Source organism: Exiguobacterium sp. s129 (assembly GCF_018617585.1).
GTDB lineage: Bacteria > Bacillota > Bacilli > Exiguobacteriales > Exiguobacteriaceae > Exiguobacterium > Exiguobacterium aestuarii_A.
This window is the reverse complement of record NZ_JACSKL010000002.1, coordinates 202,827-227,153: the sequence shown is the minus strand read 5'-3', so window position 1 is coordinate 227,153 and position 24,327 is coordinate 202,827. Positions and strand designations below refer to the sequence as shown.

Annotated in this window: 23 protein-coding genes and 1 other annotated feature; of the genes, 7 read left to right on the top strand and 16 right to left on the bottom strand. The window is 47.3% G+C overall.

What is annotated here, in order from left to right; all coding sequences use genetic code 11:
• Positions 1–39: 39 nt before the first annotated feature.
• Entirely contained in the window at positions 40–150 is a 111-nt protein-coding gene (locus KNO92_RS15010) for a hypothetical protein (RefSeq protein WP_012726769.1), read from the top strand.
• A 36-nt stretch (positions 151–186) separates the two neighbouring features.
• On the opposite strand, the gene KNO92_RS03575 is transcribed toward KNO92_RS15010, so the two are convergent.
• Genes KNO92_RS03575 through pepV form a run of 6 tightly spaced genes read right to left on the bottom strand, consistent with a single transcriptional unit; the run spans position 187 to position 7,206 of the window.
• Complete coding sequence (locus KNO92_RS03575; RefSeq protein ID WP_214693342.1) at positions 187–981, bottom strand: phosphotransferase family protein; 795 nt, start codon at positions 979–981, stop codon at positions 187–189.
• A gap of 50 nt (positions 982–1,031) precedes the next feature.
• Complete coding sequence (pulA, locus tag KNO92_RS03570; protein ID WP_214693344.1) at positions 1,032–3,197, bottom strand: type I pullulanase; 2,166 nt, start codon at positions 3,195–3,197, stop codon at positions 1,032–1,034.
• Between the two features lie 19 nt (positions 3,198–3,216).
• Complete coding sequence (locus KNO92_RS03565) at positions 3,217–4,056, bottom strand: NERD domain-containing protein (protein WP_214693346.1); 840 nt, start codon at positions 4,054–4,056, stop codon at positions 3,217–3,219.
• Positions 4,026–4,601 carry an RNA 2',3'-cyclic phosphodiesterase gene (gene thpR / locus KNO92_RS03560; RefSeq protein ID WP_214760134.1) on the bottom strand — a complete coding sequence of 192 codons (576 nt, stop codon included), beginning with the start codon at positions 4,599–4,601 and terminating at the stop codon, positions 4,026–4,028. Before thpR ends, KNO92_RS03565 begins: the two co-directional genes overlap by 31 nt.
• Positions 4,602–4,606: 5 nt before the next feature.
• Complete coding sequence (locus tag KNO92_RS03555; RefSeq protein WP_214760133.1) at positions 4,607–5,758, bottom strand: MFS transporter; 1,152 nt, start codon at positions 5,756–5,758, stop codon at positions 4,607–4,609.
• Positions 5,759–5,817: 59 nt separating this feature from the next.
• Positions 5,818–7,206: a dipeptidase PepV gene (gene pepV / locus KNO92_RS03550; RefSeq protein WP_371743045.1), complete on the bottom strand. Its 1,389-nt coding sequence runs from the start codon at positions 7,204–7,206 to the stop codon at positions 5,818–5,820.
• A gap of 308 nt (positions 7,207–7,514) precedes the next feature.
• Between pepV and KNO92_RS03545 the strand changes: the two genes are divergently transcribed.
• Together KNO92_RS03545 and KNO92_RS03540 are read left to right on the top strand one after the other, a co-directional pair.
• Positions 7,515–7,736, top strand: coding sequence for a DeoR family transcriptional regulator (locus KNO92_RS03545; RefSeq protein WP_074033475.1), 222 nt, complete (start codon positions 7,515–7,517; stop codon positions 7,734–7,736).
• 103 nt (positions 7,737–7,839) lie between these two features.
• Complete coding sequence (locus tag KNO92_RS03540; RefSeq protein WP_214693353.1) at positions 7,840–8,466, top strand: DUF3885 domain-containing protein; 627 nt, start codon at positions 7,840–7,842, stop codon at positions 8,464–8,466.
• Positions 8,467–8,536: 70 nt separating this feature from the next.
• On the opposite strand, the gene KNO92_RS03535 is transcribed toward KNO92_RS03540, so the two are convergent.
• Both KNO92_RS03535 and KNO92_RS03530 read right to left on the bottom strand, forming a co-directional pair.
• Positions 8,537–9,247, bottom strand: coding sequence for a pseudouridine synthase (locus KNO92_RS03535; RefSeq protein ID WP_214693355.1), 711 nt, complete (start codon positions 9,245–9,247; stop codon positions 8,537–8,539).
• Positions 9,247–10,944, bottom strand: a complete 1,698-nt coding sequence (locus KNO92_RS03530; protein ID WP_214693358.1) for a putative polysaccharide biosynthesis protein — start codon at positions 10,942–10,944, stop codon at positions 9,247–9,249. The genes KNO92_RS03535 and KNO92_RS03530 overlap by 1 nt, the downstream gene beginning before the upstream one ends.
• Positions 10,945–11,087: 143 nt before the next feature.
• On the opposite strand from KNO92_RS03530, the gene KNO92_RS03525 reads away from it, so the two are divergent.
• A complete protein-coding gene (locus KNO92_RS03525) occupies positions 11,088–12,353 on the top strand; it encodes a BaiN/RdsA family NAD(P)/FAD-dependent oxidoreductase (protein WP_214760132.1) in 1,266 nt (421 codons plus the stop codon).
• A gap of 117 nt (positions 12,354–12,470) precedes the next feature.
• Here the strand turns inward: KNO92_RS03525 and KNO92_RS03520 are convergent, their stop codons facing one another.
• The 5 genes from KNO92_RS03520 to KNO92_RS03500 form a co-directional block, all read right to left on the bottom strand.
• Positions 12,471–13,463, bottom strand: coding sequence for a DUF2268 domain-containing putative Zn-dependent protease (locus tag KNO92_RS03520; protein ID WP_214760130.1), 993 nt, complete (start codon positions 13,461–13,463; stop codon positions 12,471–12,473).
• Between the two features lie 159 nt (positions 13,464–13,622).
• Positions 13,623–14,135 carry a pyrophosphohydrolase domain-containing protein gene (locus KNO92_RS03515; RefSeq protein WP_214693364.1) on the bottom strand — a complete coding sequence of 171 codons (513 nt, stop codon included), beginning with the start codon at positions 14,133–14,135 and terminating at the stop codon, positions 13,623–13,625.
• 17 nt (positions 14,136–14,152) lie between these two features.
• The gene (locus KNO92_RS03510) at positions 14,153–15,280 is read right to left on the bottom strand and encodes a hypothetical protein (RefSeq protein WP_251127058.1); all 1,128 of its coding nucleotides are present in this window, start codon (positions 15,278–15,280) and stop codon (positions 14,153–14,155) included.
• Between the two features lie 117 nt (positions 15,281–15,397).
• A complete protein-coding gene (leuS, locus tag KNO92_RS03505) occupies positions 15,398–17,803 on the bottom strand; it encodes a leucine--tRNA ligase (protein ID WP_214760125.1) in 2,406 nt (801 codons plus the stop codon).
• 39 nt (positions 17,804–17,842) lie between these two features.
• Positions 17,843–18,058 (bottom strand) — a binding site (T-box leader).
• A gap of 39 nt (positions 18,059–18,097) precedes the next feature.
• Positions 18,098–19,288, bottom strand: coding sequence for an MDR family MFS transporter (locus KNO92_RS03500; RefSeq protein WP_353047386.1), 1,191 nt, complete (start codon positions 19,286–19,288; stop codon positions 18,098–18,100).
• A 178-nt stretch (positions 19,289–19,466) separates the two neighbouring features.
• Here KNO92_RS03500 and mnmL point away from each other — a divergent pair, with 178 nt between their 5' ends.
• Positions 19,467–20,441 carry a tRNA modification radical SAM protein MnmL/YtqA gene (mnmL, locus tag KNO92_RS03495; protein WP_214760123.1) on the top strand — a complete coding sequence of 325 codons (975 nt, stop codon included), beginning with the start codon at positions 19,467–19,469 and terminating at the stop codon, positions 20,439–20,441.
• Positions 20,395–20,967 (top strand): tRNA 5-(aminomethyl)-2-thiouridylate-methyltransferase MnmM, encoded by a 573-nt coding sequence (gene mnmM / locus KNO92_RS03490; protein WP_214693372.1) that lies wholly within the window; start codon positions 20,395–20,397, stop codon positions 20,965–20,967. Before mnmL ends, mnmM begins: the two co-directional genes overlap by 47 nt.
• A gap of 30 nt (positions 20,968–20,997) precedes the next feature.
• Here mnmM and KNO92_RS03485 read toward each other — a convergent pair whose 3' ends face one another.
• Positions 20,998–21,711: an alpha/beta hydrolase gene (locus tag KNO92_RS03485; RefSeq protein WP_214693374.1), complete on the bottom strand. Its 714-nt coding sequence runs from the start codon at positions 21,709–21,711 to the stop codon at positions 20,998–21,000.
• Positions 21,712–21,799: 88 nt separating this feature from the next.
• A complete protein-coding gene (locus tag KNO92_RS03480) occupies positions 21,800–22,270 on the bottom strand; it encodes a GNAT family N-acetyltransferase (RefSeq protein ID WP_214760122.1) in 471 nt (156 codons plus the stop codon).
• A gap of 164 nt (positions 22,271–22,434) precedes the next feature.
• On the opposite strand from KNO92_RS03480, the gene KNO92_RS03475 reads away from it, so the two are divergent.
• The gene (locus KNO92_RS03475; RefSeq protein ID WP_214693378.1) at positions 22,435–22,956 is read left to right on the top strand and encodes a hypothetical protein; all 522 of its coding nucleotides are present in this window, start codon (positions 22,435–22,437) and stop codon (positions 22,954–22,956) included.
• A gap of 43 nt (positions 22,957–22,999) precedes the next feature.
• Here KNO92_RS03475 and metK read toward each other — a convergent pair whose 3' ends face one another.
• Positions 23,000–24,208 carry a methionine adenosyltransferase gene (gene metK, locus KNO92_RS03470; protein ID WP_214693380.1) on the bottom strand — a complete coding sequence of 403 codons (1,209 nt, stop codon included), beginning with the start codon at positions 24,206–24,208 and terminating at the stop codon, positions 23,000–23,002.
• Between the last annotated feature and the right edge of the window lie 119 nt (positions 24,209–24,327).

The following is a 24,327-nucleotide window of genomic DNA, read 5'->3' as shown; positions in this document are numbered from 1 at the left end:
AATGAACGTGAATCATCCTTCACAAGGAGGTTAGATACAATGAGTACATTAGATCAATTCTTAATTTTTTATGCGGCTCCACTTACGTTTTTCGCAGGCGTCATCGCAACGTTCGTTTGGGCTTACTTCATGAATCCAGACGACATCTAAACACATTCAAAAAGGGGTGGCACTCAGCCATCCCTTTTAATTGATTCGTTCATACGCCTCATCGATCAATTCGCGCAGTACATGAAAACCTTCTGTTCGTGCTGCATCGTTTCGTTCCCCATAAATCGTTAAAATCGTTTGGGCAATCGCATACCAATGCATTCGATTATGAAGCTCACTCGAAATTTCGACCCCATAATGCGTGAACCAACGCTCCCATTCCGTCTCTTCGACATAGCTATAGACTACCATAGCCAAATCAAAGGCACGGTCCGCGATAATCGCATCGTCCCAATCCGTCAAATAGAGAAGACCGTTTTCATCTTCAATCCAATTGTTGTGATTTAAATCAGAGTGGCATACGACGAACTCTTGCTCGTCGACTTTAGGCAAATGGTGTTTTAACCATTGAATCGCCTCTCCAATCGTAGGATCCGTCTCATCTTGTTCGTATGCCTCACACTGATGAAGCAACAAGTGCGGCGTCACCGGTGTGTGATTTAATTGTTGTAACATGAATAATAGCTCTTTCGAATCATGAATCTTTCCGAGTTGTGCCGCGACATCTGGTCGCTTCATATCTTCTGGTGAAAGTTCGCGGCTTTCAATAAATTGTTGGGCACTTAATACGTCCCCGTTAAACATCCGCTTTGTCCAAAGAAGTTTCGGAACAATTCCTTCCGCTGAAAGAATCGCCAAGAATGGAGAAGAGTTCCGTTTCACAAAAATCTTCTGTTGGCGCGTCGTCGCTACATACGCTTCGCCTGTAATACCTCCGGCAGAAGCGACTGTCCACTCTTTACCGAGCGCACCGACTATATCTGAATACATATTCATCACGCTCAAATCTTACTTGAAATTAAAGAGATACAATCAACATCTTAACACGCGAGAATCGTCATTGACAACGACTCGACTTGAATGTGTGACGGGTTTCTTTCGATTGGGATGAGGCTGGCAGTCTCCCCCTGAACGTAGACGTTCCATTTCGCATCGCTTTCGAATGACAGTTTTTCGAACGTTCCATTAATATATACGCGTACCCGCTGCCAAGCGTCATACGAGTGGCTCGCCGTCAGTTCATAAATGATGACGCCAGGCGGCGACGGCAGGAATGTGAAATGGTCGATGACTTCTTGACGTGAATCGTAACGGAAACACGTATGCAGTCGTCGCAGTTTCAAAAGCGTCTTCACATACTCGATCTCACTGATTCGTGCATCGCGTAAGTCCCAATCGAAGTGATTGATGTGGTCTGGTGAATTATAGCTATTCTCTACGCCATGCTTCGTTCGACCGAACTCTTGACCCGCATGGATAAACGGAATCCCTTGAGACGTGATGACGACCGCATTGGCGAGCCGCTGCATTGCGAGGCGAGTCGCTTCATCAACCCCTTCACACGACAACTGTAATTTGTCATAAATCGTATAATTGTCATGGGCTTCGGCATAGTTGATTGAATACGTCGGACTCGGGAAACGTCCGACCGTCACGTTCGGTATATGGACGGCCCCAGTCAGACATTCACGGAGCTCCCATTCTCGCCACTCATTTCCTGAAATGAATCCACGTTCTCGGTCATTGAAGGTCGAACCTTTTAGGGCATCTCGAATCATATCGTTAAAGTGTCCGATACGAGGCATTCGGGCTGCATTTTGCGAAGTCGCCTTTAAGGACTGCCCGAGCGGTGTCGCCAAGTCCCACCCTTCTCCATACACAAGGATGGACGGGTCAACTTTATCAAGGGCGGCTCGTACCTGATTCATCGTCTCGACGTCATGGATTCCCATCAAGTCGAAACGGAATCCGTCCACTCGATAAGTTGTCGCAAAGTATGAGACGAAGTCGACAATCATTCGCCGCATCATATAACGTTCCGATGCTGTATCGTTTCCGACACCGGTCCCGTTTGCGACCGTCCCGTCATGCTCATACCGAAAATAATAATAAGGGACGAGGGCCTCGAGCGGTGAATGTTCACGAATATAGATGTGATTCATCACGACGTCTGTGACGACACGAAGACCTGACTGGTGAAGATCCGCGACAAGTGACGCGTACTCGAATACCCGACTCATCGGTACATCCGGGCTAGAGGCGTAACTTCCTTCAAGGCTGAACCAATGAATCGGATCGTAACCCCAGTTATACGGCATGCGTGTCGCTTCATCGACACTTCCAAAATCATGAACGGGTAACAATTGGACATGGGTCACACCAAGTTCTTTTATATAATCAAGTCCTGCACTGTGACCGCCTTTCGTCTGAACTCCCTTTTCGCTCACCCCTCCATATAGACCTTTCAGTTGGCTCAACGATGAGGGGTGGCTTGTAAAGTCTCGGATGTGCAGTTCATAAATGACGGCATCGGTCGCTTTCCAAAGAGGTGGACGCGGAGCTTGTTCGACTTGTTCATTCACAAATCGTTCCACATCCATCAATACCCCGTACTCTCCATTCAAGCTAACGGCTCTCGCATAAGGGTCAACGACTTGTCTTGTATCGACGGGCGTCTTTACTTCTAAACGATATAGCATCCCTTCGAACGCTTTTGGCACTTCTCCATTCCATTCCCCGCGAGAACCGCGATGCATATGGAAGCGTTCGAGTTCACGGTGGTTCATGTCGTCATGGACGGTAATCCACATCGAGAGTGCGACAGGCGACCATACGGTCACTTCCATCCCGTGTGGTGTAAATGACACACCGAGTGGTCCATCATATGAGAACCGACGCTCGAACTCTTCGGAGCGTACAATTTCTCGTGGAACGATGACCGTCGTCTTTTGTCCCGGATGAAACACCGTATACATCATCTCTAAAGAAATAGGTTCATATAGTCGCAGAATTTGTTCAATCATCCCTGATTCGGTCACATGTTGTTGTTCGACCATGTAGTCGATCGGGCGTCCATTCTGTTCAATTTGTACTGGAACGGATTCATATTCGCGCACAATCTCAAGTTGTATGGTCTCAAATGATACGAAAGACGCGCTCTCAATCGTTACATGCGAGGCCGTCTTTTGATCTGGTGTATGATGCATATGCGTCCCTTCCTCTCAATCACTGATCCATAAATTGACGAAACGGCATCTTGGCTGTCACTTCTAACAATGTAGCGACATCGCGAACTTGCTGCGCTTTTACAATCGGTGCGCGCCCATTCACTTGTTTCATCCATTCTTTATACTCATTTCGTCCCACATAATGCGTCGTTCGAACGCTCGGAACATTATCAAAATAACCATCTGCTGCAATGACGACTTTTTGAAGGACACCCGCATAGTTCGGTACAATTTGTCGAACAAGTTCTTCGGTGCGTGTCAACGCAATGAGCGGGTTCACTACACGAGTATTTTCCCCTTTCAGCGGTTGATGAACCCACGTCTTCTCTTTCGATATGTGATAGATGCTTCGGTCTCCCTCGAGCCACTCTACGATATAGAGATGAGTCGGACCGACAAGGACATGACTTAATTCAACGGTCGCACCGTTCCACTCAATGACGGGACGATAAAAGAAGAAGTGTCGTTCATTCCATTCGGAACGCATCACGCGATATGCAAAATCTCTCGTGAATGCCAAATGTGGTAAATCTGCCTCAAGCACCCCTTCACAAGCAAATTGCAGTTTTTGAATGTGTCGGCGCTCTCGAAGTAATTTCTGATACTGTGATTCGGCGAGTGGTTTCGGTTCTAGTTCAATCCGTTCCGACTTCGCCCAAAATTTCCACCACGGCCGGTCGATCTCAAGTATTTCGACCGGACTCAGTCGATTGTTTTCATGAAGACGCTGCAGTCGGGCCGTATCGGTTTCTACATATTCTAAATAGCGATTGTATTGATCTAATACATCACGTTCATATTTTGAGATTACGTCAAAAATTTTAACCGGGATTGCCATATGTCCTCCTCTGGCCGTCTTAACGGAAATACTTCAATCGCCCTATAGGACGGAGTCTGATTCGGCTGCACTTCATACAGGATCACTTCTTCCACCGACTCGGTCACGTTGAACTCGGGTGGCACGTAAGCAATCCGTTCCCCTTTGTCCCACTTTTTTGCGAGAGTGACATGAGGGACGAACGTTTTTCGGTCTAACCTTGGAATCATTGCGACGAGCTCTTGACGAAGGTCCGTCGCAAATCGCTGAAGAGCATCTGACGCATCAGGTACAATCGTCAACACGCGTGGACGGTCCGCTCTCCCGAAATGGTCGATGGCATGAAACGTCAACGTGAACGGAAGGGTTTCTTGACTGATTCTTCTAGTGATTTCTTTCACTTCATCCAGCTCTTCACCATCGATCCCCCCTAAAAATTGTATCGTCAAATGAAACTCGTCCGGTCGATAAATTCGCCGATACGAGTAATACGGTAAGATGGCTTGTTGCACAGCGGCGAGTTCGGCCGCTTCGATTGGAATCGCAATAAAATAATGCGTGCTCATCTGATTCATCCTTTCAGTGCGCGACGTGACAGTCCAATCCAAATCACTGCCCCGATTGCCGTGACAATCGTATACATCCAAAATACGCCGATGATGTCATCGAGTTCGATGATTGTACCACTCAACTTGTTGAATCCCGCTGTCGCAAGTCCTGAAGTCAACGCCATGTAAACACCGATTGCCGTTGAAGAGACTTGACGGTCGACAAGTTTCCGGACGAACTGAAGCGCGACCGGGATTAAAAGTCCGACGACGAGACCTTGTGCGATCGCCAGAAGCCAAACGACCCAAATGGGCGGCTCTAATGCAAGGATTCCATTTCGCATGGCCGAGATGAGTGCCGCCCCGACGAGTACCGGGACACTGCCGAAGCGTTCTACAAATTGTGATGCCACTTTCATGAAGGGAATTTCAAACAAAACCGCGACGAGGAATAGTGTTCCGACGAGCGTCGTCGATCCCCCGCTACTTGTCACGTACAATCCAAAATAATAGTTGTTCGCATAAATTGGTCCGAAGACGAGCATGCCCCCGAGCAGAAAGAATAAGAAGGACTTATTCCATACAGCTGTCCATGAGATCGGAGCTAACGTGACGTCACGAATCGAGCTCTTTTCCGGAATCATTCGGACGAACACACTTCCGAGGATCAGTAGGACGGCACTTAATACGAACGTACTAGCAAGTCCCCACGTCGTATCGGAAATCCACCCCATCGCAAACACCGCGATGGCAAAACCTGCCGACCCATACAAACGAATCGCTCCATAATCCACTTTTGAACGTGTCGTATAGTCGAGTGTCATCATATCGACGAGCGGAATGTGTGCACATTGGAATACAGACCAAATCACCATGAGCATCACAATCCATACATATGAAGTCGCCACTAAAAATGTAAACGAAATGAGGGCTGCGCTTAACATCGCTAACATGAGCCACGCCTTCACCCGCCCGGTGCGGTCGGTCAACATTCCCCAAAGTGGTTGTACACCAATCGAAAGAATGGGAAGAATGGCCACGATATTTCCGACCTGACTAGGACTCAGTCCGAATTGATCTTGTGAAAAATATAGAGCCATGTAAGGGATCAATGCCCCTTGTGCGAAGAAAATGGCGACATATACAGATTGAAACAATCTTTTTTGCGAATTCAATGATAACTTCCTTCCTAAAGGACAGAGAGCCGACTACATCAGTCAGCTCTCCACGGTTCTTATTTAGCGAGCTCGTAAATCGCTTCAGCATAAATCGCTGCAGCGCGTAATAAATCTTCTATCTCCATGTATTCATCGACCTGATGCGCCACATCTTTAGCGCCTGGGAACAATGCACCGAATGCGACACCCGCCTCGAGTGAACGGGCGTAAGTTCCCCCACCGATTGCCATCAAGTTCGCATGCTCCCCCGTCTGACGTTCGTACACACTAGCGAGCGTCTTCACGAGCGGATGATCTTCAGCCACGTGATGCGGTGGCATATGTTGACGCGTCTTCAATTCGAAACCGAGCGACAACGCGATTTCACGTAGGTTTTGCAACCGCTCTTCAAACTTCGCCGTATAAGGGTATCGAATATTGACCGTAGCCGTGCGCTCATCTTCGTGATAGCGGAACACACCACCGTTGATCGTCAAATCACCTGTCTCGTCACTCGCCTCAATCCCGAGTGAAATCCCGCGAGAATCGGCAAACACATGACGAACGAGTTCAATATAGCGTTCCCCTTGAATATCGAGAGGAAGGTGCAACAAGAATCCAGCGAGGACGTATGCCGCGTTGATCCCGTTATCCGGTTCCATCGCGTGTGCCGCTTTCCCTTTCATCGTGAACGTATATGTCCCACGGTCATACACGCATGTCCCGTCTGCTTCATATTTTTCAAGATAAGCCTCGAACTTTTCTTCGAGTACCTCGTCTGTCTTCAATTCAGCTTTCGCGAAGTCCGGAACCATGTTCGGACGCTCCCCACTCGTGAACGATAGGAGGTGGTACGCCGACTCTGGTGCCCGTTGAATCGGAAGTTGTGTCAACACACCGTCATATAGCCCTTTCTCTGCGTTGATGATCGGGAAGTCTGCGTCTGGTGCAAAGCCGTATGTCGGCATCTGTTCTTGTTTAAAGTATTCGCGGACACAGCGCCATTCGCTCTCCTCGTCACAACCTGCGATCAGGCGGACACGTTTCGAGAGCGGTAACCCGAGCTCTTTGACGATGCGTAAACCATAGTATGCAGCCATCGATGGTCCTTTATCATCATTGCTTCCGCGAGCGACGATTTTTCCGTCCGATGTAATCGTCGGATTGAACGCACCATACGTCCATCCTTCACCTGCAGGGACGACATCAAGGTGACATAAGATTCCGACGATATCCTCACCATCCCCATACTCCAAGTGTCCCGCATATCCACCGACGTCCTTCGTTTTAAAGCCATCTCGCTCACCAAGCTCAAACATGTAATCGAGCGCTTTTCGAACCTCTGGCCCGAATGGCATGTTCGGTGCGGCTTTTGATTCATCGAGCACGCTAGGGATTTGTAGTAATCCTTTTAAATCTTCTAAAAATGCATCTTTACGATTGTCGACTTCTTGTCTCCAATTCATGTTCATCTCCCCTTTTGCGAATGTTCTCTCCCTTACTAGTATATCCAAATGAATGAAAGACGAACATTCATTTAGAAAAGTTTTTTTCGTTCGTGTTTGACCTCGCTTTAAACACAAAAAAACAATCTTCATTCGACATTTACGTTCATAATCAAATCTTTACAAACAGATTGTTCGTGCTTTCTGCTTGCATTTTTGTACAGGAGCGGTATACTAAAGGTGTAATTTTAGAAAATAACAATTTTATATTTCATTTTGTCGTCTGTAGGTATGGTTTATCATTATTCTACACATTGGGAGGTTATCCAATGAAAGGCTCAACAGATCGGATGTTAACGCGCATCAAGTCCATTTATTTGTTCATCAATGAAAGGGAGACAGTTACCACTTCAGAACTAGTAGAAGAGTTCGGCATTACGTCGCGCACTGTGCAACGTGATTTGAACGTGCTTGAGTACAATAATCTTGTGGAGAGCCCTAGCCGTGGCACGTGGACTTCATCGAAACGTTCACTCAAGACGGCAAATTGAAACGTATATGTAGATTCAAGAGACCTGATGTTCAGGTCTCTTTTTTATGAAAGAAGGTCTTGTGATTTTGGATTGTATCAAATGTTCAAGATGAGGTGATGATGTGAAAGAAGAAATAATGAAGTACATAGATAATCATTTTCCAAACCTATCTGGAGAAGTCCATCTAAGATTCGAACTCGGCGAACCGTATAAAAACGGAACGGATGAGAGAATAGAGCAGGTGGTAAAAAGAGTGACAACATTGTTCGAGGAAGTGTTTCAATCTGATGATTACATCCATGTCTTTATCAAGGATTGGAACGAAACAGAGGACATCATGTTCGGGAATACCACTCCCGAATATTTGTATGCTTTATTCATGAAGCAACAGATTGAAGAAGAAACGTTATTCGAATTAGATGAAGATATAGACGAAAAAACAGGGGAAATTATAGAAATCAAACATGAATATAAAGCGAAATTTGTATCCTCGCAGATAAAGTCAATCTCTTACGAGAAAATCCTTAGAGGTATAGGAAATTACGAGCAAGGAAGAGAACCTTCGATTGGACAAACGGTATACTTTATAAGCACTGAAAAGAACATCGTTTTTCATATGTATGATGATCGAGGTTGTACCATAAGTTCAAATGAAGTTGAACCATTAGTCCCTTTATATCATAAATACAACGACTGGTTAGTTAACTATTGGCGTGCTGATTTTGATGCCATTTTCAAAAAGATATGATCGAAAATTAGAGCTTTTTATACAAAAAGAGAATCCGCCCAATTGGACAGATCCCCTCTCACCTCATTAATTATTGAAGAAACAATTGAACTTCTTCTTCCGTCAACTCACGATATGCCCCGAGCTCGAGCGTCTCATCGAGTTCAAGATCCCCGATTTGAACACGCTCTAATCGCTCGACGTGTTTGCCTACCGCCGCGACCATTCGTTTCACTTGATGATATTTCCCCTCAGATAATGTGAGACGGATGACAGAGCGACGTCCGCTCCGACTCAAAATCTCGAGTCGGGCCGGCTTCGTCGTATATCCATCTTCTAATTCGACTCCGTTCGCGAACGTCTTGATATCCTCAGCCGTCATCTCCCCATCGACTTCGGCGATATATACCTTGTCGACATGTTTACGAGGTGACATGAGTGCATGATTGAACGCGCCGTCGTTTGTAATGAGGAGAAGTCCCGTCGTATCTTTGTCGAGACGTCCGACCGGGAAGAGGTCGTAATGGGCATACTCCGGATCAATTAACTCGATGACTGTCGTCTCGACTTGATCTTCCGTCGCACTGATGACCCCTTCAGGCTTGTTCATCATGAAATAGATGAATGGACGATATTCAACGACTTCCCCGAACACCGTGACTCGCTCTGATTCTGGGTTAACGTGTCGTTTCGCATCTTTTACAGGTGCATCATCGACTCGTACTGCCCCTTGTTTTAATAGGATTTTTACATCTTTTCGTGATCCATATCCCATGTTCGATAGCAATTTATCAATTCGCATTATCCGTTCCTCCGATATTCAAAGCGTTTCCCTAATAATTTCCCTGCAAGATGGCTGCGCCAGCCGAGATATCCGTATACGAGAATCCCGACGATGACACCGACGATTGTCGCAAAGATGTCATTTCCCCAACTCGCTTCTTCTTGCAACGTGACGAGAAGAGAAAGGTAAACAGCCGCAAACATCGCCGCCCCCATCAAGAACATTAAGATGGTCCGACGAAGCAACTGCTTGTATGGGAAATGTAGAGACCGCTGAATCATCCATACCATGAGCACGATCGCCACAATGTATCCAGCAATCGTCGCATAACCCGCACCGATACCACCGAGCCAATAGACGAACGGCACGTTCAGGGCGAGTTTTGCCAACAGACCCATCGATGTAGCAAAGATGGTGAAGTACTGACGGTTAATCCCTTGGAGAATCGCAGCCGCAACCGAGTAATAGGCTAAGAAGAAAGCACTCGGTGCATAATGAAGTAAATACACCCATCCTTCACGGTCTCCCGGGAACAACGTCCCAAACAATGGTTCCGCGAGAGCTACGAGTCCGATGACAGCAGGAATCGTCACAAAGAACGAGACTTGGAAAATATGATTGACTTGATTTCGTACTTTCAGCATATCTCCTGTCGTAAATGAACGGGTCACGAGCGGGATGGTCGCCATCGAGACACTCGCCGCAATCGACACAGGGATCAATACAATCTTATGTGCGTTTCCGGTCAAGAATCCATAAGCCGATGTCGCTTCGGATACGGTCGCACCCGAACTGAGTAACGTATTGACCATCGTCAACTGATCAATCAGCTGATAGAGAGGGGTCGATACCCCGACCATCACGATTGGGATTGAGTAGCTGAGCAACTCGAGTAACAACGACTTCATCGAACGGACAGGTGTGCCCGCTGGATTATCCGTCTGACGATGGATGTCTTTTCGACGCTTCCAGTACATCATGAGTACGACAAAACTACCGATTGCCCCAACAAAAGCACTAAACGTCGCAATCGTGACGGCAATGACTTTCAATCCATTCAGTTCAGTCGTCTCGACGGATTGCGTTCCCCCAAGAGCATTCGCGATTGGTCGAATGAAGTCAGAGTCCGCAAAGACGAACAAGACGAGCATCGTCCCGCTGAGAAGGAATAGAATGCGCACGATTTGTTCGACGACTTGTGAGATTGCCGTCGGAGCCATGTCTTGATGTCCTTGGAAATAACCACGAACCATACTCATCGCCGGGATGAGCAGTAACGCAAAACTGACGCTTCTCGTCACGAGTGTGAGCGAGTCAATGTATTGCTGATTGTTCTCCGAATTTCGGACCATCAGCTCGGATAGCCATGGTGCCGCAAAAAAGAGTAATAAAAAAGCGACGACACCGGTCGCAAGCATCAGCTTCATTCCTTGTCGGAACAATCGTTGACTCGTTCCATATTCCCCTAGCGCATTATATTTGGCGATAAATTTCGAGACGGCAACAGGGATCCCTGCCGTCGATATGGAGATCATGATTGCGTAATACGTATATGCTGCTTGATACAACGTCACTCCGGCAATCCCGACCATCGCTTGGAACGGGAATGTGTACAACAGCCCTAACATCCGGGAAATCAAGTTTCCTGCCGATAAAAGAAGCGTTCCTTTGACGAAGGAGGCTCTTCCTGAATCTTGTTTGGCGCTTGATGACATGAGGCACCTCCATCTATAAATCAACTATTCATATGAATTCGGTTTTACAAAACAACCGCTTCTCATTATACTCTTACTGTTACGGATAATAAAGTTACGATAATTTTACTAATCATATAGATGAAGAAATGAGGAGATTTTACATGAAAGATGTCATCGTCATCGGCGGAGGTCCAAGCGGACTTATGGCAACTTATGCAGCTGCAAAGAGCGGCGCATCGACCTTGTTGATTGATAAAGGATCTAAACTCGGTCGGAAATTAGCGATTTCAGGTGGAGGGCGTTGTAACGTCACGAACCGAAAACCAATCGATGAATTGATTCAGTTCATCCCTGGGAATGGCCGCTTTTTATATAGCGCCCTCGCTCAGTTCGACAACCAATCGATCATCGACCTGTTCACAGGATTCGGCATCCCGCTGAAAGAAGAAGACAACGGGCGCATGTTCCCAGTGACGGACAAGGCACAAGACGTGGTCAACACGTTGCTTCGTGCGATTGAAGACCTCGGTGTCGAGATTCGAAAAAAAGCAGAAGTCAAAACACTACATTTTAATGAAGAAAACGAGTTTCATGCGGTCGAGTTGATGGACGGTGAAATGATTGAAGCGAAAGCTTGTGTCGTCGCGGTCGGCGGACAATCCGTCCCTCATACCGGGTCGACAGGTGACGGTTATCCGTGGGCACAAAAAGCCGGGCATACGATTACGGAGCTATTCCCGACAGAAGTGCCAATCAAATTGAATGATTCATTCATCGGAACGAAACAACTTCAAGGATTATCGTTACGTGACGTCGCGTTGACGGTGCATGGCAAAAAAGGAAAAGCGATCAAGACGCACCAAGGTGACATGATCTTTACCCATTTCGGAATCTCAGGTCCAATCGCGCTCCGTTGCAGTCAGTATACGATTAAAGAGCGGAAACGTAGCAAAGAACAAGTCGTCCTCTTGTCACTCGACTTCTTCCCGGACACGTCACGAGATGAACTCGTCCAGGAATTGTGGAATCAAGTGCAGAGCCAACCGAAGCGTGCCGTTAAAAACGTATGGAAAGGCTACATCCCCGAGCGACTTCTTGACTTGTTGTTAGAAGAGCTCGCATTTGGAGAAGAAGACGCCAGTCAGTTGAAGAAGCAATCCGTCATTGATTTCGCAACGCGTTTGAAAATGTTTGAGATGCACGCCGTCGGGACACTCGACTTTGACAAGGCATTCGTCACAGGTGGTGGCGTTTCGGTTAAGGAAGTTGCGCCACAGACGATGATGTCAAAGAAAGCACCAGGTCTCTTCTTTGCCGGTGAAGTGCTCGACATTCATGGATACACAGGTGGCTACAACATCACGGCCGCTTTCACGACAGGACATTGCGCCGGATCGCACGCAGCTGAACTGGCGACAGAGCGGTAAAGGGTTCGGCCCGACGCATCATCTGCGTTCTATCGTGATCACTAAAGCATATATGTACAATCAAAAGGCTTGATCCTGTCTCATTCAGGGTCAAGCCTTTTAACATTCTTTTTCAACTTAATTTTCCAATTCCATCATATCTCGATACTTGTATTTTTCTAAAAGCTCATGATCTTCTTTGAAGGTCCATTCGGGAATTGACAGCTCTGGGTGCGCCGTCAAATAGTCATGAAGCACATCCCTCCCTAGAATATAGTTACTCCAACGTGGCATATCTTTTTGATAATTACCAACCGCAAAATCGGTATAGGTTGTTTCATAATCATTCACTCGGCTCGCGATGTGTTCCATGGTCGCTTCATCAATCTCTACATTCCACGGGGGAGTCACATCTTTGACGATCTGGTCAGCAAACGTATCGGCTTTTCCTTCAATGATGACAGAATCGAGAATTGTTTTAAGACGGAACCCAGGGTGATTCTGAACAATCAGATGATGATACTCGTGAGCCGTCGTATAGGCTAGCACACCTTTATCAAAATCTGTATCGAGAAACAAGATGAATGCGTCCTTGTACGCCGCTCCTGCTACACCTTTCAACGGTTCACTATCGTAGAAAAATTCAGGATTATAAGGGGCAACAAACACCGTACCTTTCTTTTTAGGAAAGATTTGATTTGAATCTGCGTATGTTGATGCAATAATCTCTTTAATCTCATCATGCTGATTGATCAACGTATCCAGTTGCTTTAGCAATTGTTGCTTATGAGGAGTCGGCTTTAGTGAAAAATCAGTTTTCAATATGGATGTATCGATTTTTTCTTCCTCTCCGACCTCTCCTATGTAATCTAATACATATTTCTTGAAGTTCTGTTTGTTCTCCTCCGCATCGGTTGTTTCAAGAGATGCATTCAAATATTTTTGGTATTGGGTGTAAAGTGGGACGATTGTCAATTCATTCTCTTCGTTGATTTTTATCGTTTCGATTGAAACGTCAGGCTCAGACGTTTTAGATTCTGACGTTTTTTCATCATTGCTACATGATGCTAACAGAAGTACTGAACTACAACATAGAATACCGAATAATTTTTTCAGCTGAATGACCTCCATCTCAATGATTAATATTCATCGTTCGCTTGCTTATGTTAAATTATACCATTAATTACTCTCATGACCTTCCTAATCTCATCTAATACCATGATGTCATTATGACCTTCACAACAAAAAACGACTCGAACCCTTACTAATGAGGGCTCAAGCCGTTTGTGATTATTCTTTCCCTGCGATTTGACGACGCACTTCTTTTTCGAGCTCTGGCTCGGGCGGCATCCATCCTTCAGGTTTCATGACTTTATTGTCCGATTCGCGTAAGATCGGTTTCCCGTCCGGTCCAAGCTTCGCCATATTGGCACGCTGGACGATTTCAAACAACGGCACCGGATCAAGTCCAAGTTCAACGAAACTGCCCATCACAAAATATAACGCGTCCGTTAACGCATCCCCTTGACCAACGAGGCGTTCCACATCATCTGACGGTGGTGCGTCTTGTAATGATTTTTGGACCGCTTTTTGGAAGCCTTCTTGGAATTGCTCGATGGCCTGTAAGAACTCTTCTTCAGTCTGTGACGATTGGTGTAAAAATTCAACGACCGCTTCCTCTGCCGTCCAAACCGATCGTTTTGTCGCACGATCAAGTGTCAACGGTTGCGGAGATTTTGCTCCTGGATGTCCGAAAGTCTCATGGAATTGTTTCACTTCTTCAAAAAAGTAACGTTTGCTCATCTGTTCTTCCCCCATTGTCAGTCCACGGAAACGAATGCATCCAAATCGAATACTTCCGGATGGACGATTGCAAAGATTTCATTGTCTTGTAAAAACATGCCGGTCGAGTCATACACGCGAGGTGTCACCATCTGACCGTTGATGGTACCTTCTTCCGGGTTGACCGTATAGAGGACGAGCTCTTCCGAGTCGAGCACGTATATTCGGCCTTGTCGCTCGACAAGCCCAACGCCTTCGAATCGCTCAAACTTTTGCTGGATTGAGGCGCTCATCCCGTCAGCCGATAACGCTTGACGCGAATCGAGCATCCATTCCGTTTCCGGTTCTTTTTCCTCGACTGCCTCATCTGGCGTATCCTGCTCATTCTCAGGTGCCTCTTCTTCCGCAGCGGCCGTCTCACTAGAGACATTGTCATTCGTCGAGACATTTTCTGTCGTCGCTTCTTCTGTTGATTCTTCAGTGCCTTCAACATTATCATCAGACTCTGTCGATTCTTCTGGCTCGTTTTCCGCAGGCACTTCCGGCTCGATTTCACGCTCTTCAATATAGAGGAGCTCAAGGTCCGGCGTGTCTGCTAATCGATTCATCATGAAGAGACGATTCGATTCTCGGTCATAGCCGAGACCAAAGATTCGGTCTTCCGATACGAGACCTTTGATTTGTTTACGCGGTCGTTCGACCCAGCGTCCTTCTTCCCGTTCAATCGTGATGAGTGTCCCGTTTGCAGTCACCGCATATACGAGGTTCTCTTCGACCATCCGCATCCCGATAAAGTCATCGAGGCGCGCCTGACCCGTATTTTCGAGTTGAAGCACTGAGTTGACGCGTGTGCCGTTCCCGCTCACTTCGAAAAACTCAGACTGCTCGGTAAGCACGAGATAAGCCCCAATCGTATCGCTGTAGTACACTTCATCGATCTGGTTGATTTGCTCGAGCGCATCGGTCGTATCAATATCTTCGTCATCTTGTGCTGCCTCCACAGGTGGGAGGGATGCCGTTTGATGACTCGTTTGAATGTCGATTTTTTCAAATGTCGAGGCGACCTGCCGCTGAATCTCTTCATCAGAGAAGACAAAGACATAGCAAAGGATCACGCCGACCACGACAGCACATAGTGTCGTGTATAGCACATAAGAACGTTTCATGGACATGTCGTCCCCTTCTACTTCAGTATCGCCCTTTAGTGTATCAAAACCGACCGTAAAAGAAAATGACCTCACCAAAAAGAAAAGAATGTGCGACAATGTCACACATTCTTTCGATTACCCTACTACAATATTGACGAGTTTTCCAGGGACGACAATGACTTTACGAACCGTCTTACCTTCTGTGAACTCTTGGACACGCTCGTTGCCGAGTGCCTCCGCTTCAAGCGCTTCTTTTGATGCGTCACGCGAAACGTGCATTTTCGCACGAAGTTTCCCGTTCACTTGGATGACGACTTCAATCGTGTCACTCACAAGTTTTGACTCATCGTACGTCGGCCAAGCCGCATACGTCAACTCTTCCGTCATGCCCATCTTCTCCCACAACTCTTCAGACAAGTGTGGAGCAACAGGTGAAAGCATCTTGATGAAGTCGACCATTTGCGATTTTGGCAACGTCTCTTGTTTGTTTGCTTCATTGACGAAGACCATCAACTGAGAGATTGCTGTGTTGAAGCGAAGTGCTTCATAGTCTTCAGTGACTTTTTTCACCGTCTGATGATACGTACGTTCAAAGTCGGCAGTCGGTGCCACCTCCGCAAAGTTCGTTTGATCGAACAAACGCCATACGCGGTCGAGGAAGCGACGTGCCCCGTCAAGTCCATTCGTTGACCATGCGATTGCCGCATCAAGTGGGCCCATGAACATTTCATAAAGACGAAGTGTATCCGCGCCGTGTGACTTCACGATATCATCTGGGTTGACGACGTTCCCACGAGATTTCGACATCTTCTCGTTGTTCTCACCAAGGATCATACCTTGGTTGTACAATTTTTGGAACGGTTCGTTCGTCGGGACGACACCGATATCATAAAGGACTTTATGCCAGAAACGTGCATAGAGCAAGTGAAGAACGGCATGTTCCGTACCACCGATATACAAGTCGACTGGAAGCCAACGCTTAAGTTTCTCAGGGTCCGCAATCATTTCTTCGTTATCTGGATCAATGTAACGGATATAGTACCAGCAGCTACCTGCCCATTGTGGCATCGTGTTCGTCTCGCGACGACCTTTTTCCCCCGTGACAGGATCTGTGTACGTCAACCACTCTTCTGCGTTCGCAAGTGGTGACTCACCCGTACCAGACGGTTTGATTTCATCGATGATTGGAAGTTCGAGCGGAAGCTCTTCGACCGGTACCGTCTTCATCGTTCCGTCTTCCATGTGGACGACCGGAATCGGTTCTCCCCAGTAACGTTGACGGCTGAACAACCAGTCACGAAGACGGTATGTCGTCTTCGCACGACCTGTACCAGCAGCTTCGAGTTCTTCAATGATCGTCTTGATTGCATCGGCTTTATTGAGTCCGTTCAAGCTACCTGAGTTGACGTGCTCCCCGTCTTCGACATAAGCCGCCTCTTCCAAGTTTCCACCTTTGACGACTTCACGAATCGGGAGGTCGAACGTTTTCGCAAACTCATAATCACGCTCATCGTGCCCAGGAACGGCCATGACTGCACCTGTCCCGTATGTCGAGAGGACATAGTCTGCTGTCCAAATCGGAAGTTTCTCACCGTTTACCGGGTTGATCGCATAAGCGCCCGTGAATACTCCTGTCTTCTCTTTCGCAAGGTCTGTACGCTCAAGGTCCGTCTTCTTCGAAACTTCCTCGATGTAAGCCTCAACTGCTGTTGATTGTTCAGGTGTTGTGATCACTTTTGTGAACGGATGCTCTGGTGCGAGCGTCACATATGTCGCTCCGTGAAGTGTGTCCGGACGTGTCGTGAAGACTGTGACAATCTTGTCGTGACCGTCGACTTTGAAGTCGACCTCGGCACCGACCGATTTCCCGATCCAGTTGCGTTGCATCTCTTTTACGCTCTCTGGCCAGTCAAGACCTTCCAAGTCTTCAAGCAAACGCTCCGCGTATTCTGTGATGCGAAGCACCCACTGTTTCATCGGGACACGGTATACCGGGTGGTTCCCACGCTCTGACAAGCCGTCGATGACTTCTTCGTTCGCAAGGACCGTACCGAGTGCCGGGCACCAGTTAACGGCAACTTCGTCGACGTATGCAAGGTCACGCTCGAACAATTGCGTGAAGATCCATTGTGTCCATTTATAGTATTTCGGGTCCGTCGTGCTGATTTCACGGGCCCAGTCATACGAGAAACCGAGTTCTTTCAACTGACGGCGGAACGTCTCGATGTTACGCGCTGTGAATTCGCGTGGGTCGTTCCCTGTGTCGAGTGCGTATTGTTCGGCAGGAAGACCGAACGCATCCCAGCCGATTGGGTGAAGGACGTTATATCCTTGCATCCGCTTCATACGGGCGATGATATCCGTCGCCGTGTAACCTTCCGGGTGACCAACGTGAAGGCCAGCACCTGATGGGTACGGGAACATATCGAGGACGTAGAAACAATCCTTCTCCGGGTCTTCTGTCGTTTTGAATGCGTCTTTCTCTTCCCAACGCTTTTGCCATTTCGGCTCGATTTCTTGATGTTTAAAATAGCTCAACATTCTTCCTCCTCTGCATAATAAAAAGCCTTCCGTCCCCGAAAATGGGACGAAAGGCTTGAAAGCTCTCCGCGGTACCACCCATGTTGCATTGCTGCCACTTGAGACGCCGATAACGAGGCGTAACCCCGGTTTTCCCTACTCGGTTCAGGAAAACAGCTCCAAGGCGAGTTCACGACCTCCATTTATCGATTCACACCAACCATCGACTCTCTTTGAAACGGAACGTTCGCTACTAATCCTCTTCATCGCTTGCTATTCATCGTAGTCTATTTTAGCCCATTCTGAAATTCAACGTCAACTTGATTTTTCAGCGACGCGAATGTCTTTCATAATGACGAATAGAGTAAGGGCGAACGTAGTGAGCAGAAGAAGCATGCCGAAGACCGCAGTAATACCGAACATGTCATAGACAAATCCGGACAATGTCGGTCCAATCATCCGACCGACAGATGCTGCGATATTGACGAGCCCTTGATATTGTCCCGCCTTACCAGGAGGGGCAAGTTTCGCTGCAATCGTCGGGACTGCTGGCCAGACGAACATTTCCCCGATTGTCATGACGACCATTGCGACCATGAACATGCCAAATCCGCCTGCGAACGGCACGATCAAGAAGGCACCAAGAAAAATCGAGGCTCCGATAATCAGTTGACGTTTTAAGTCATCCTCAAACTGTCGCAATACACGGTTGAGTAACGGCTGTGCGAATACGATCATCGCCCCGTTCACCGTCCAAAGCAGTGAATACTGGCTGATTGTGACACCAAGGTCTTTTGAATGAACGGCGATTGTCCCTTGCCACTGTACGTAAACGAACCAAAGCACGGCGTAACCGACGGCGACATACCACATCGACTTCATCGTTGCGCTCGAGAGCGTCGTGGCAGCTGCCTCTAACTGTGATTGAACGACAGGACGTGCCGGGTTTTTCAGGTAGCGAAGTCCAAATAAAAGGACCACGACAAATAAGACCGACAAGAAGAAGTTTGCATAAAAGATCCACTCGATGTTAAAGCGCGCGATTTGACCACTCATGGCCGTACCGAGTGCGACACCTACGTTTTGCGCAACGTAAATCGCGTTAAACGAACGGCGTCCACCTTCTGGCCAGATGAGTCCCGCAAACGCGTAAACGGTCGGAAAGACGAGTCCACCTGAGAACCCAATCATACCGAGCCACACCAAATAGCCGAAGAACGTGGCGTGGAACAGTAAAAATCCGAGTGAGCTCGCAAGCAACAAACCGACAGAAATCATGAGCGTCATCTTTCCACCGATTCGGTCGAATAATGTCCCTCCGATGTAGTTTCCGACGATTGCGAGTGCGGAGTTCACAAGAAGTGCCACCCCAGCAAGTGTCATCGACTCACCTAAAAAATCATGAATATACAGTGTGTTAAATGGCCATAAAAAAGACGCCGCCGTTGTATTGAGCGCCATCGCAATGACTAGAATCCATACCGAAATTGGCATTTTATTGTTCACACCAAGTCCTCCTTTCATTCCTCTTTCACATCAAAAAAATCGGCACAAATGGCCGAATCGACAAGATTTCCTTATCAAACCTAAACGAATGCCAAAGAAGTGTCAAGAAAAATTACTTATTATGAAGTTTTGTCATTTTTCATTTGTGATAGCATGAGCAAGGAAGGAGAGATGTTGAATGAATCCATTTGGTCAAAACCGATATCATACGTTGAACGAGGCGTATCGCCGAGAATATGGAGGAAAGGTGTTCAAAGTCCCGCTCGATGGCGGATTCACCTGTCCGAACCGTGACGGGCGCGTCTCAAAGGGAGGATGTACGTTCTGTTCAGACGACGGAAGTGGTGACTTTGCAGGAAATGCTTGCGATTCGATTCCCGTTCAATTTGCCGAAGTGAAGGCCCGTCTTCACCGAAAGTGGAAGAACGCCAACTACATCGCTTATTTCCAAGCATTCAGTAACACGTATGCGCCGGTCGAACGGTTACGTGAGTTGTACGAACCTGCACTTCAAGAAGAAGGCGTTGTCGGTCTCTCGATTGCGACACGTCCGGACTGCTTGCCAGACGACGTCGTCGCTTATTTAGCAGAATTAAATGAACGAACGTCGCTTTGGGTGGAGCTCGGCCTTCAGACCATCCATGACACGACGGCGAAAAAAATCAATCGCGGACATGACTACGAGACATTTTTGAGCGGTCTTGCAAAACTACGACGCCACAACATCCGTGTCTGTGTTCATATCATCAACGGTTTACCCGGTGAGACACTCGAGATGATGCTCGACACAGCCCGAGAAGTTGCTAAAATGGACATACAAGGAATCAAGATCCATTTACTTCACGTCTTGAAACATACACCGCTCGCCCGTCAATACGAAAAAGGCCTACTCGACTTGATGGAGGAAGATGACTATGTCTCTCTCGTCTGTGATCAGCTCGAATGTATACCTCCCGAGGTCATCGTTCATCGTTTGACCGGGGACGGCCCACCTGACCTATTGATTGGTCCGTTATGGAGTCGTCACAAGATGCAGGTGTTAAACAAGATCCGTGCAGAATTGGAACGACGAGATTCTTTCCAAGGAAAAAAGAAGGATGAGATGTATGGGATTAATGAGAGTACTACCGTTTGCAAAACAATTATTACATGACCACCTCGAAGAAGGACATGTCGCCATCGACATGACCGCCGGAAACGGACACGACACGCTGTTTTTAGCGAATGCAGTTGGTGAAGCGGGTCATGTGTATGCCTTTGATATCCAGTCAGAAGCGGTCACGTCCACACGCGCACGTATACAGGAAGCTGGTCTCGATGGACGGGTGACCGTCATTCATGATAGTCACGACACGGTTCAAGCGGTCGTCGCGAATGAGACACGTCCTATCACCGCTGCTGTCTTTAATTTAGGTTATTTACCAGGAAGCGATAAATCCATTACGACACATGGGAATACGACGATTGCCGCATTATCTCAATTATTAGAGGTCATGACCGTCGGTGGCATCATCGTCATCGTCATTTATCATGGGCATGAGAGCGGAAAAGTCGAACGGGATGAAGTGCTTCATTATGTGGAGTCGCTCGATCAAAAACAGGCCGGCGTCCTCCGCTACGGTTTCATCAACCAAATCAATCATCCCCCATTCATCGTGGCGATTGAAAAACGCGCATAAGAAAAGGCGGCTCATTCGAGTCGCCTTCTGTCATTCTTGAATCAATTCATAAAACGTCATCAATGTCTCCGCAAACTTGGTGTTCAAACGTTCATATCCAAAATGCGGGAATCCTTCCAACCGACGGATGTACACTTGATCCCCACCAATCTTCCGGCAGACGTTTAACGTCAACTTCACGTCTGCAAATTGATCGTCCGGTGCATAGAAACAAGCAAGCGGAAGTCGTGGTAAGTGCTTCTTCTCTTCTTGATGTTCCACGATTTCTTCTTCAATCTCACGATATTGCGCATACGTGATCTCACCGAAGCGTGACGATTCCTCGCCTCCACCAGTGAATGTCATCATCCCGAGCGGTAGGTCTGGGCGGAAACGGTCGACAGCACTCGCGACGACTTGTTTCAATCCGCCGATTTGACGAGTGGCATGCCAATCAAATAAAGGAGAGATATACGTCAAACTCCCAAGCGGCACATCATACTCTTGCAAGAGTCGGTTCGTGAAAAGTGCCCCTAGACTGAATGCCACGACGTGGATTGGTAGTTTGTATTGCCCTGCCTCACGCAACGCTCGCTTGATGAGCTGTTTATGGTCATCTGCCGTCAATCCGACCGATTGGTCACGGACGACAATTACTTCGTACTCGTCTTGGAGTCGGCGAATAAAGTTCTCACTAATCCGAGACGTGAACTGTAGCGGGTACACGATGACGATGACCCCTTTTCGTACTTCTTCATATGTCATGCTGCCGTCACCTCATTTATGGACTATGTGTATTGTATCAAAAAAACATCAGCCGCAACTGATGTTTGAAGAAAATCCGTCTGGAGGCTTAGCTCGGATGATATCGTAAATGAATGAGTTCCATCGGCTGGTCGTATACCTCTTCTTGGACCCGATTCACTTCTTTAAACGATTGATGCAAAAGAAACGCAATCGCTTGGTCATTTGAATTTTCAACGTACACTTCCATCGGTTGTTCTTTTTTCGATTGGAGATAGTTTAAAAAAGCTGCTCCATATCCGTTTCGGTGATAATCAGGGTGAAGATAAAGACGAAGCATCTCCCACATGTCACCGCGATCGATGGCATGACAAAAACCGATGACATTTTCTTCGAACTCGCCGACGATAAAGTATTGCTCTCGTGCTTCTTCACTCGAACTGATCGCTCGAACAATCTCTTCTTGTCGATAGGCGCGCTCCATCGCTTTCAAACGATTCAAATCATCCTCTGAAATCGTCGCAAGTGCAATCGTTCGAATTAATGTTGCATCTTTTGGAACTGCTTCCCTCATGTTCATGACAGCTTCCCCCTTTTGGCCAATCTATTTGTATCATTCCCTATCGTCACTTTTTTATCCTGCCATTCGTTTCTTTTTCGTGACGATTCATAAGAAAACGTTATGTCCGCAATCGACTAGGGTATAAGACTAGCAATGCCAATCACATGAAGGAGTGGAACAACATGGAACCAAAATTAGAGCATGACCCGAAAATCGAACAAACAGAGAATCCGAACCGTCAATTTGATCAATTGGATGCAGGGGGTCCAAAAATCAGCGTTGTGACCGGGATGCTACTCGGTGCCCTCGTCGGTGGTCTCCTCGCCTTACTTAGCTCCTCGAATCGGGAGCAGACGAAACAATCGCTTACGAATGCAAAATCTTCGGTCGGTGGCATCGTGAATGAAGTCAAACAAGACCCAGCCGGGAAAGCATCTCAAGTGATTGAACAGGTGAAGACCGCTTCCGGCAAGATTCAGGAAGTCTCAACAGACGTTCAAAACGTATATGAAAAAGTTGTCGGAGAAGTCGATACAGTCAAAGAAGACGTCAATAAAATCGTCGAGACGGCCCAAGAAGCCAAATCTGATTTACAAGACATCGGTGAAAAAGTCGTCGAAGCGAAGGATACCGCGCTTGGACAAGAAACCACTTCAACTGATTCGTCATCGAATGATCATAAACAGACACCACCAACGACTTGAACCTAAAAAAACGACCTTTCCGTGGAAAGGTCGTTTTTGTTGATTACGCGAAACGCTTCGCGCCTTCTTCAAGAACTGCTGCTTTATCTGTTTGCTCCCATGGGAGTTCGATATCTGTACGACCGAAGTGACCGTAAGCTGCTGTTTGCTTGTAGATTGGACGGCGAAGGTCAAGCATCTTGATGATGCCTGCTGGACGGAGGTCGAAGTTCTCACGAACGAGTTCAACGAGCTCTGTTTCGCTCAATTTACCAGTGCCGAACGTGTCGACAGCGATTGATACTGGATGTGCTACCCCAATCGCGTAAGCGAGTTGAACTTCTGCTTTATCCGCAAGTCCTGCTGCAACGATGTTTTTCGCTACATAACGAGCTGCGTATGCTGCTGAACGGTCAACTTTTGTAGGATCTTTACCAGAGAATGCGCCACCGCCGTGACGAGCGTATCCACCGTACGTATCGACGATGATTTTACGTCCTGTAAGACCTGCATCTCCTTGTGGTCCACCGATTACGAAGCGACCAGTCGGGTTGATGAAGTATTTTGTTTCAGCATCGATGAGTTCAGCTGGGATGACTGCTTCGATGACATACTTTTTCAAGTCTTCTTGAATTTGCTCGAGTGTGATCTCTTCTGCATGTTGTGTCGAGATGACGATTGTATCGATGCGAACAGGGTTGTTGTCCTCATCGTACTCAACCGTTACTTGCGTCTTTCCATCCGGACGAAGGTAAGCAAGCGTACCGTTCTTACGAACTTCTGCAAGACGACGTGACAATTTGTGCGCCAATGAGATTGGAAGCGGCATGAGTTCTGGAGTCTCGTTTGTCGCATATCCGAACATGAGACCTTGGTCACCTGCACCGATTGCATCAAGTTCCTCTTCAGTCATCTGACCTTCACGTGCTTCAAGAGCTTGGTCGACACCTTGCGCGATGTCTACTGATTGCTCGTCAATCGACGTCAAGACGGCACATGTTTCCGCATCGAAACCATATTTCGCGCGTGTGTATCCGATTTCACGGACTGTTTCACGGACAACTTTCGGGATATCCACGTAAGTTGACGTTGTGATTTCACCAGCTACGAGTACAAGACCTGTTGTGACAGACGTTTCTGCCGCAACACGGGCATTCGGGTCTTCCGCTAAAATGGCATCCAAAATCGAGTCAGAGATCTGATCACAAATTTTATCTGGATGTCCTTCAGTAACCGACTCTGAAGTAAAAAGTCGACGGTTCAATTTTGACATTCAAAAAACCTCCTATAATAAGGGTGATATGTGGACGGTACTCGTTCCCCTTACGCGTTGCTTTGGGACGGTAATGAAAAAAACCTCCCCCGATGACATACATGGGGAAAGGTTGAATC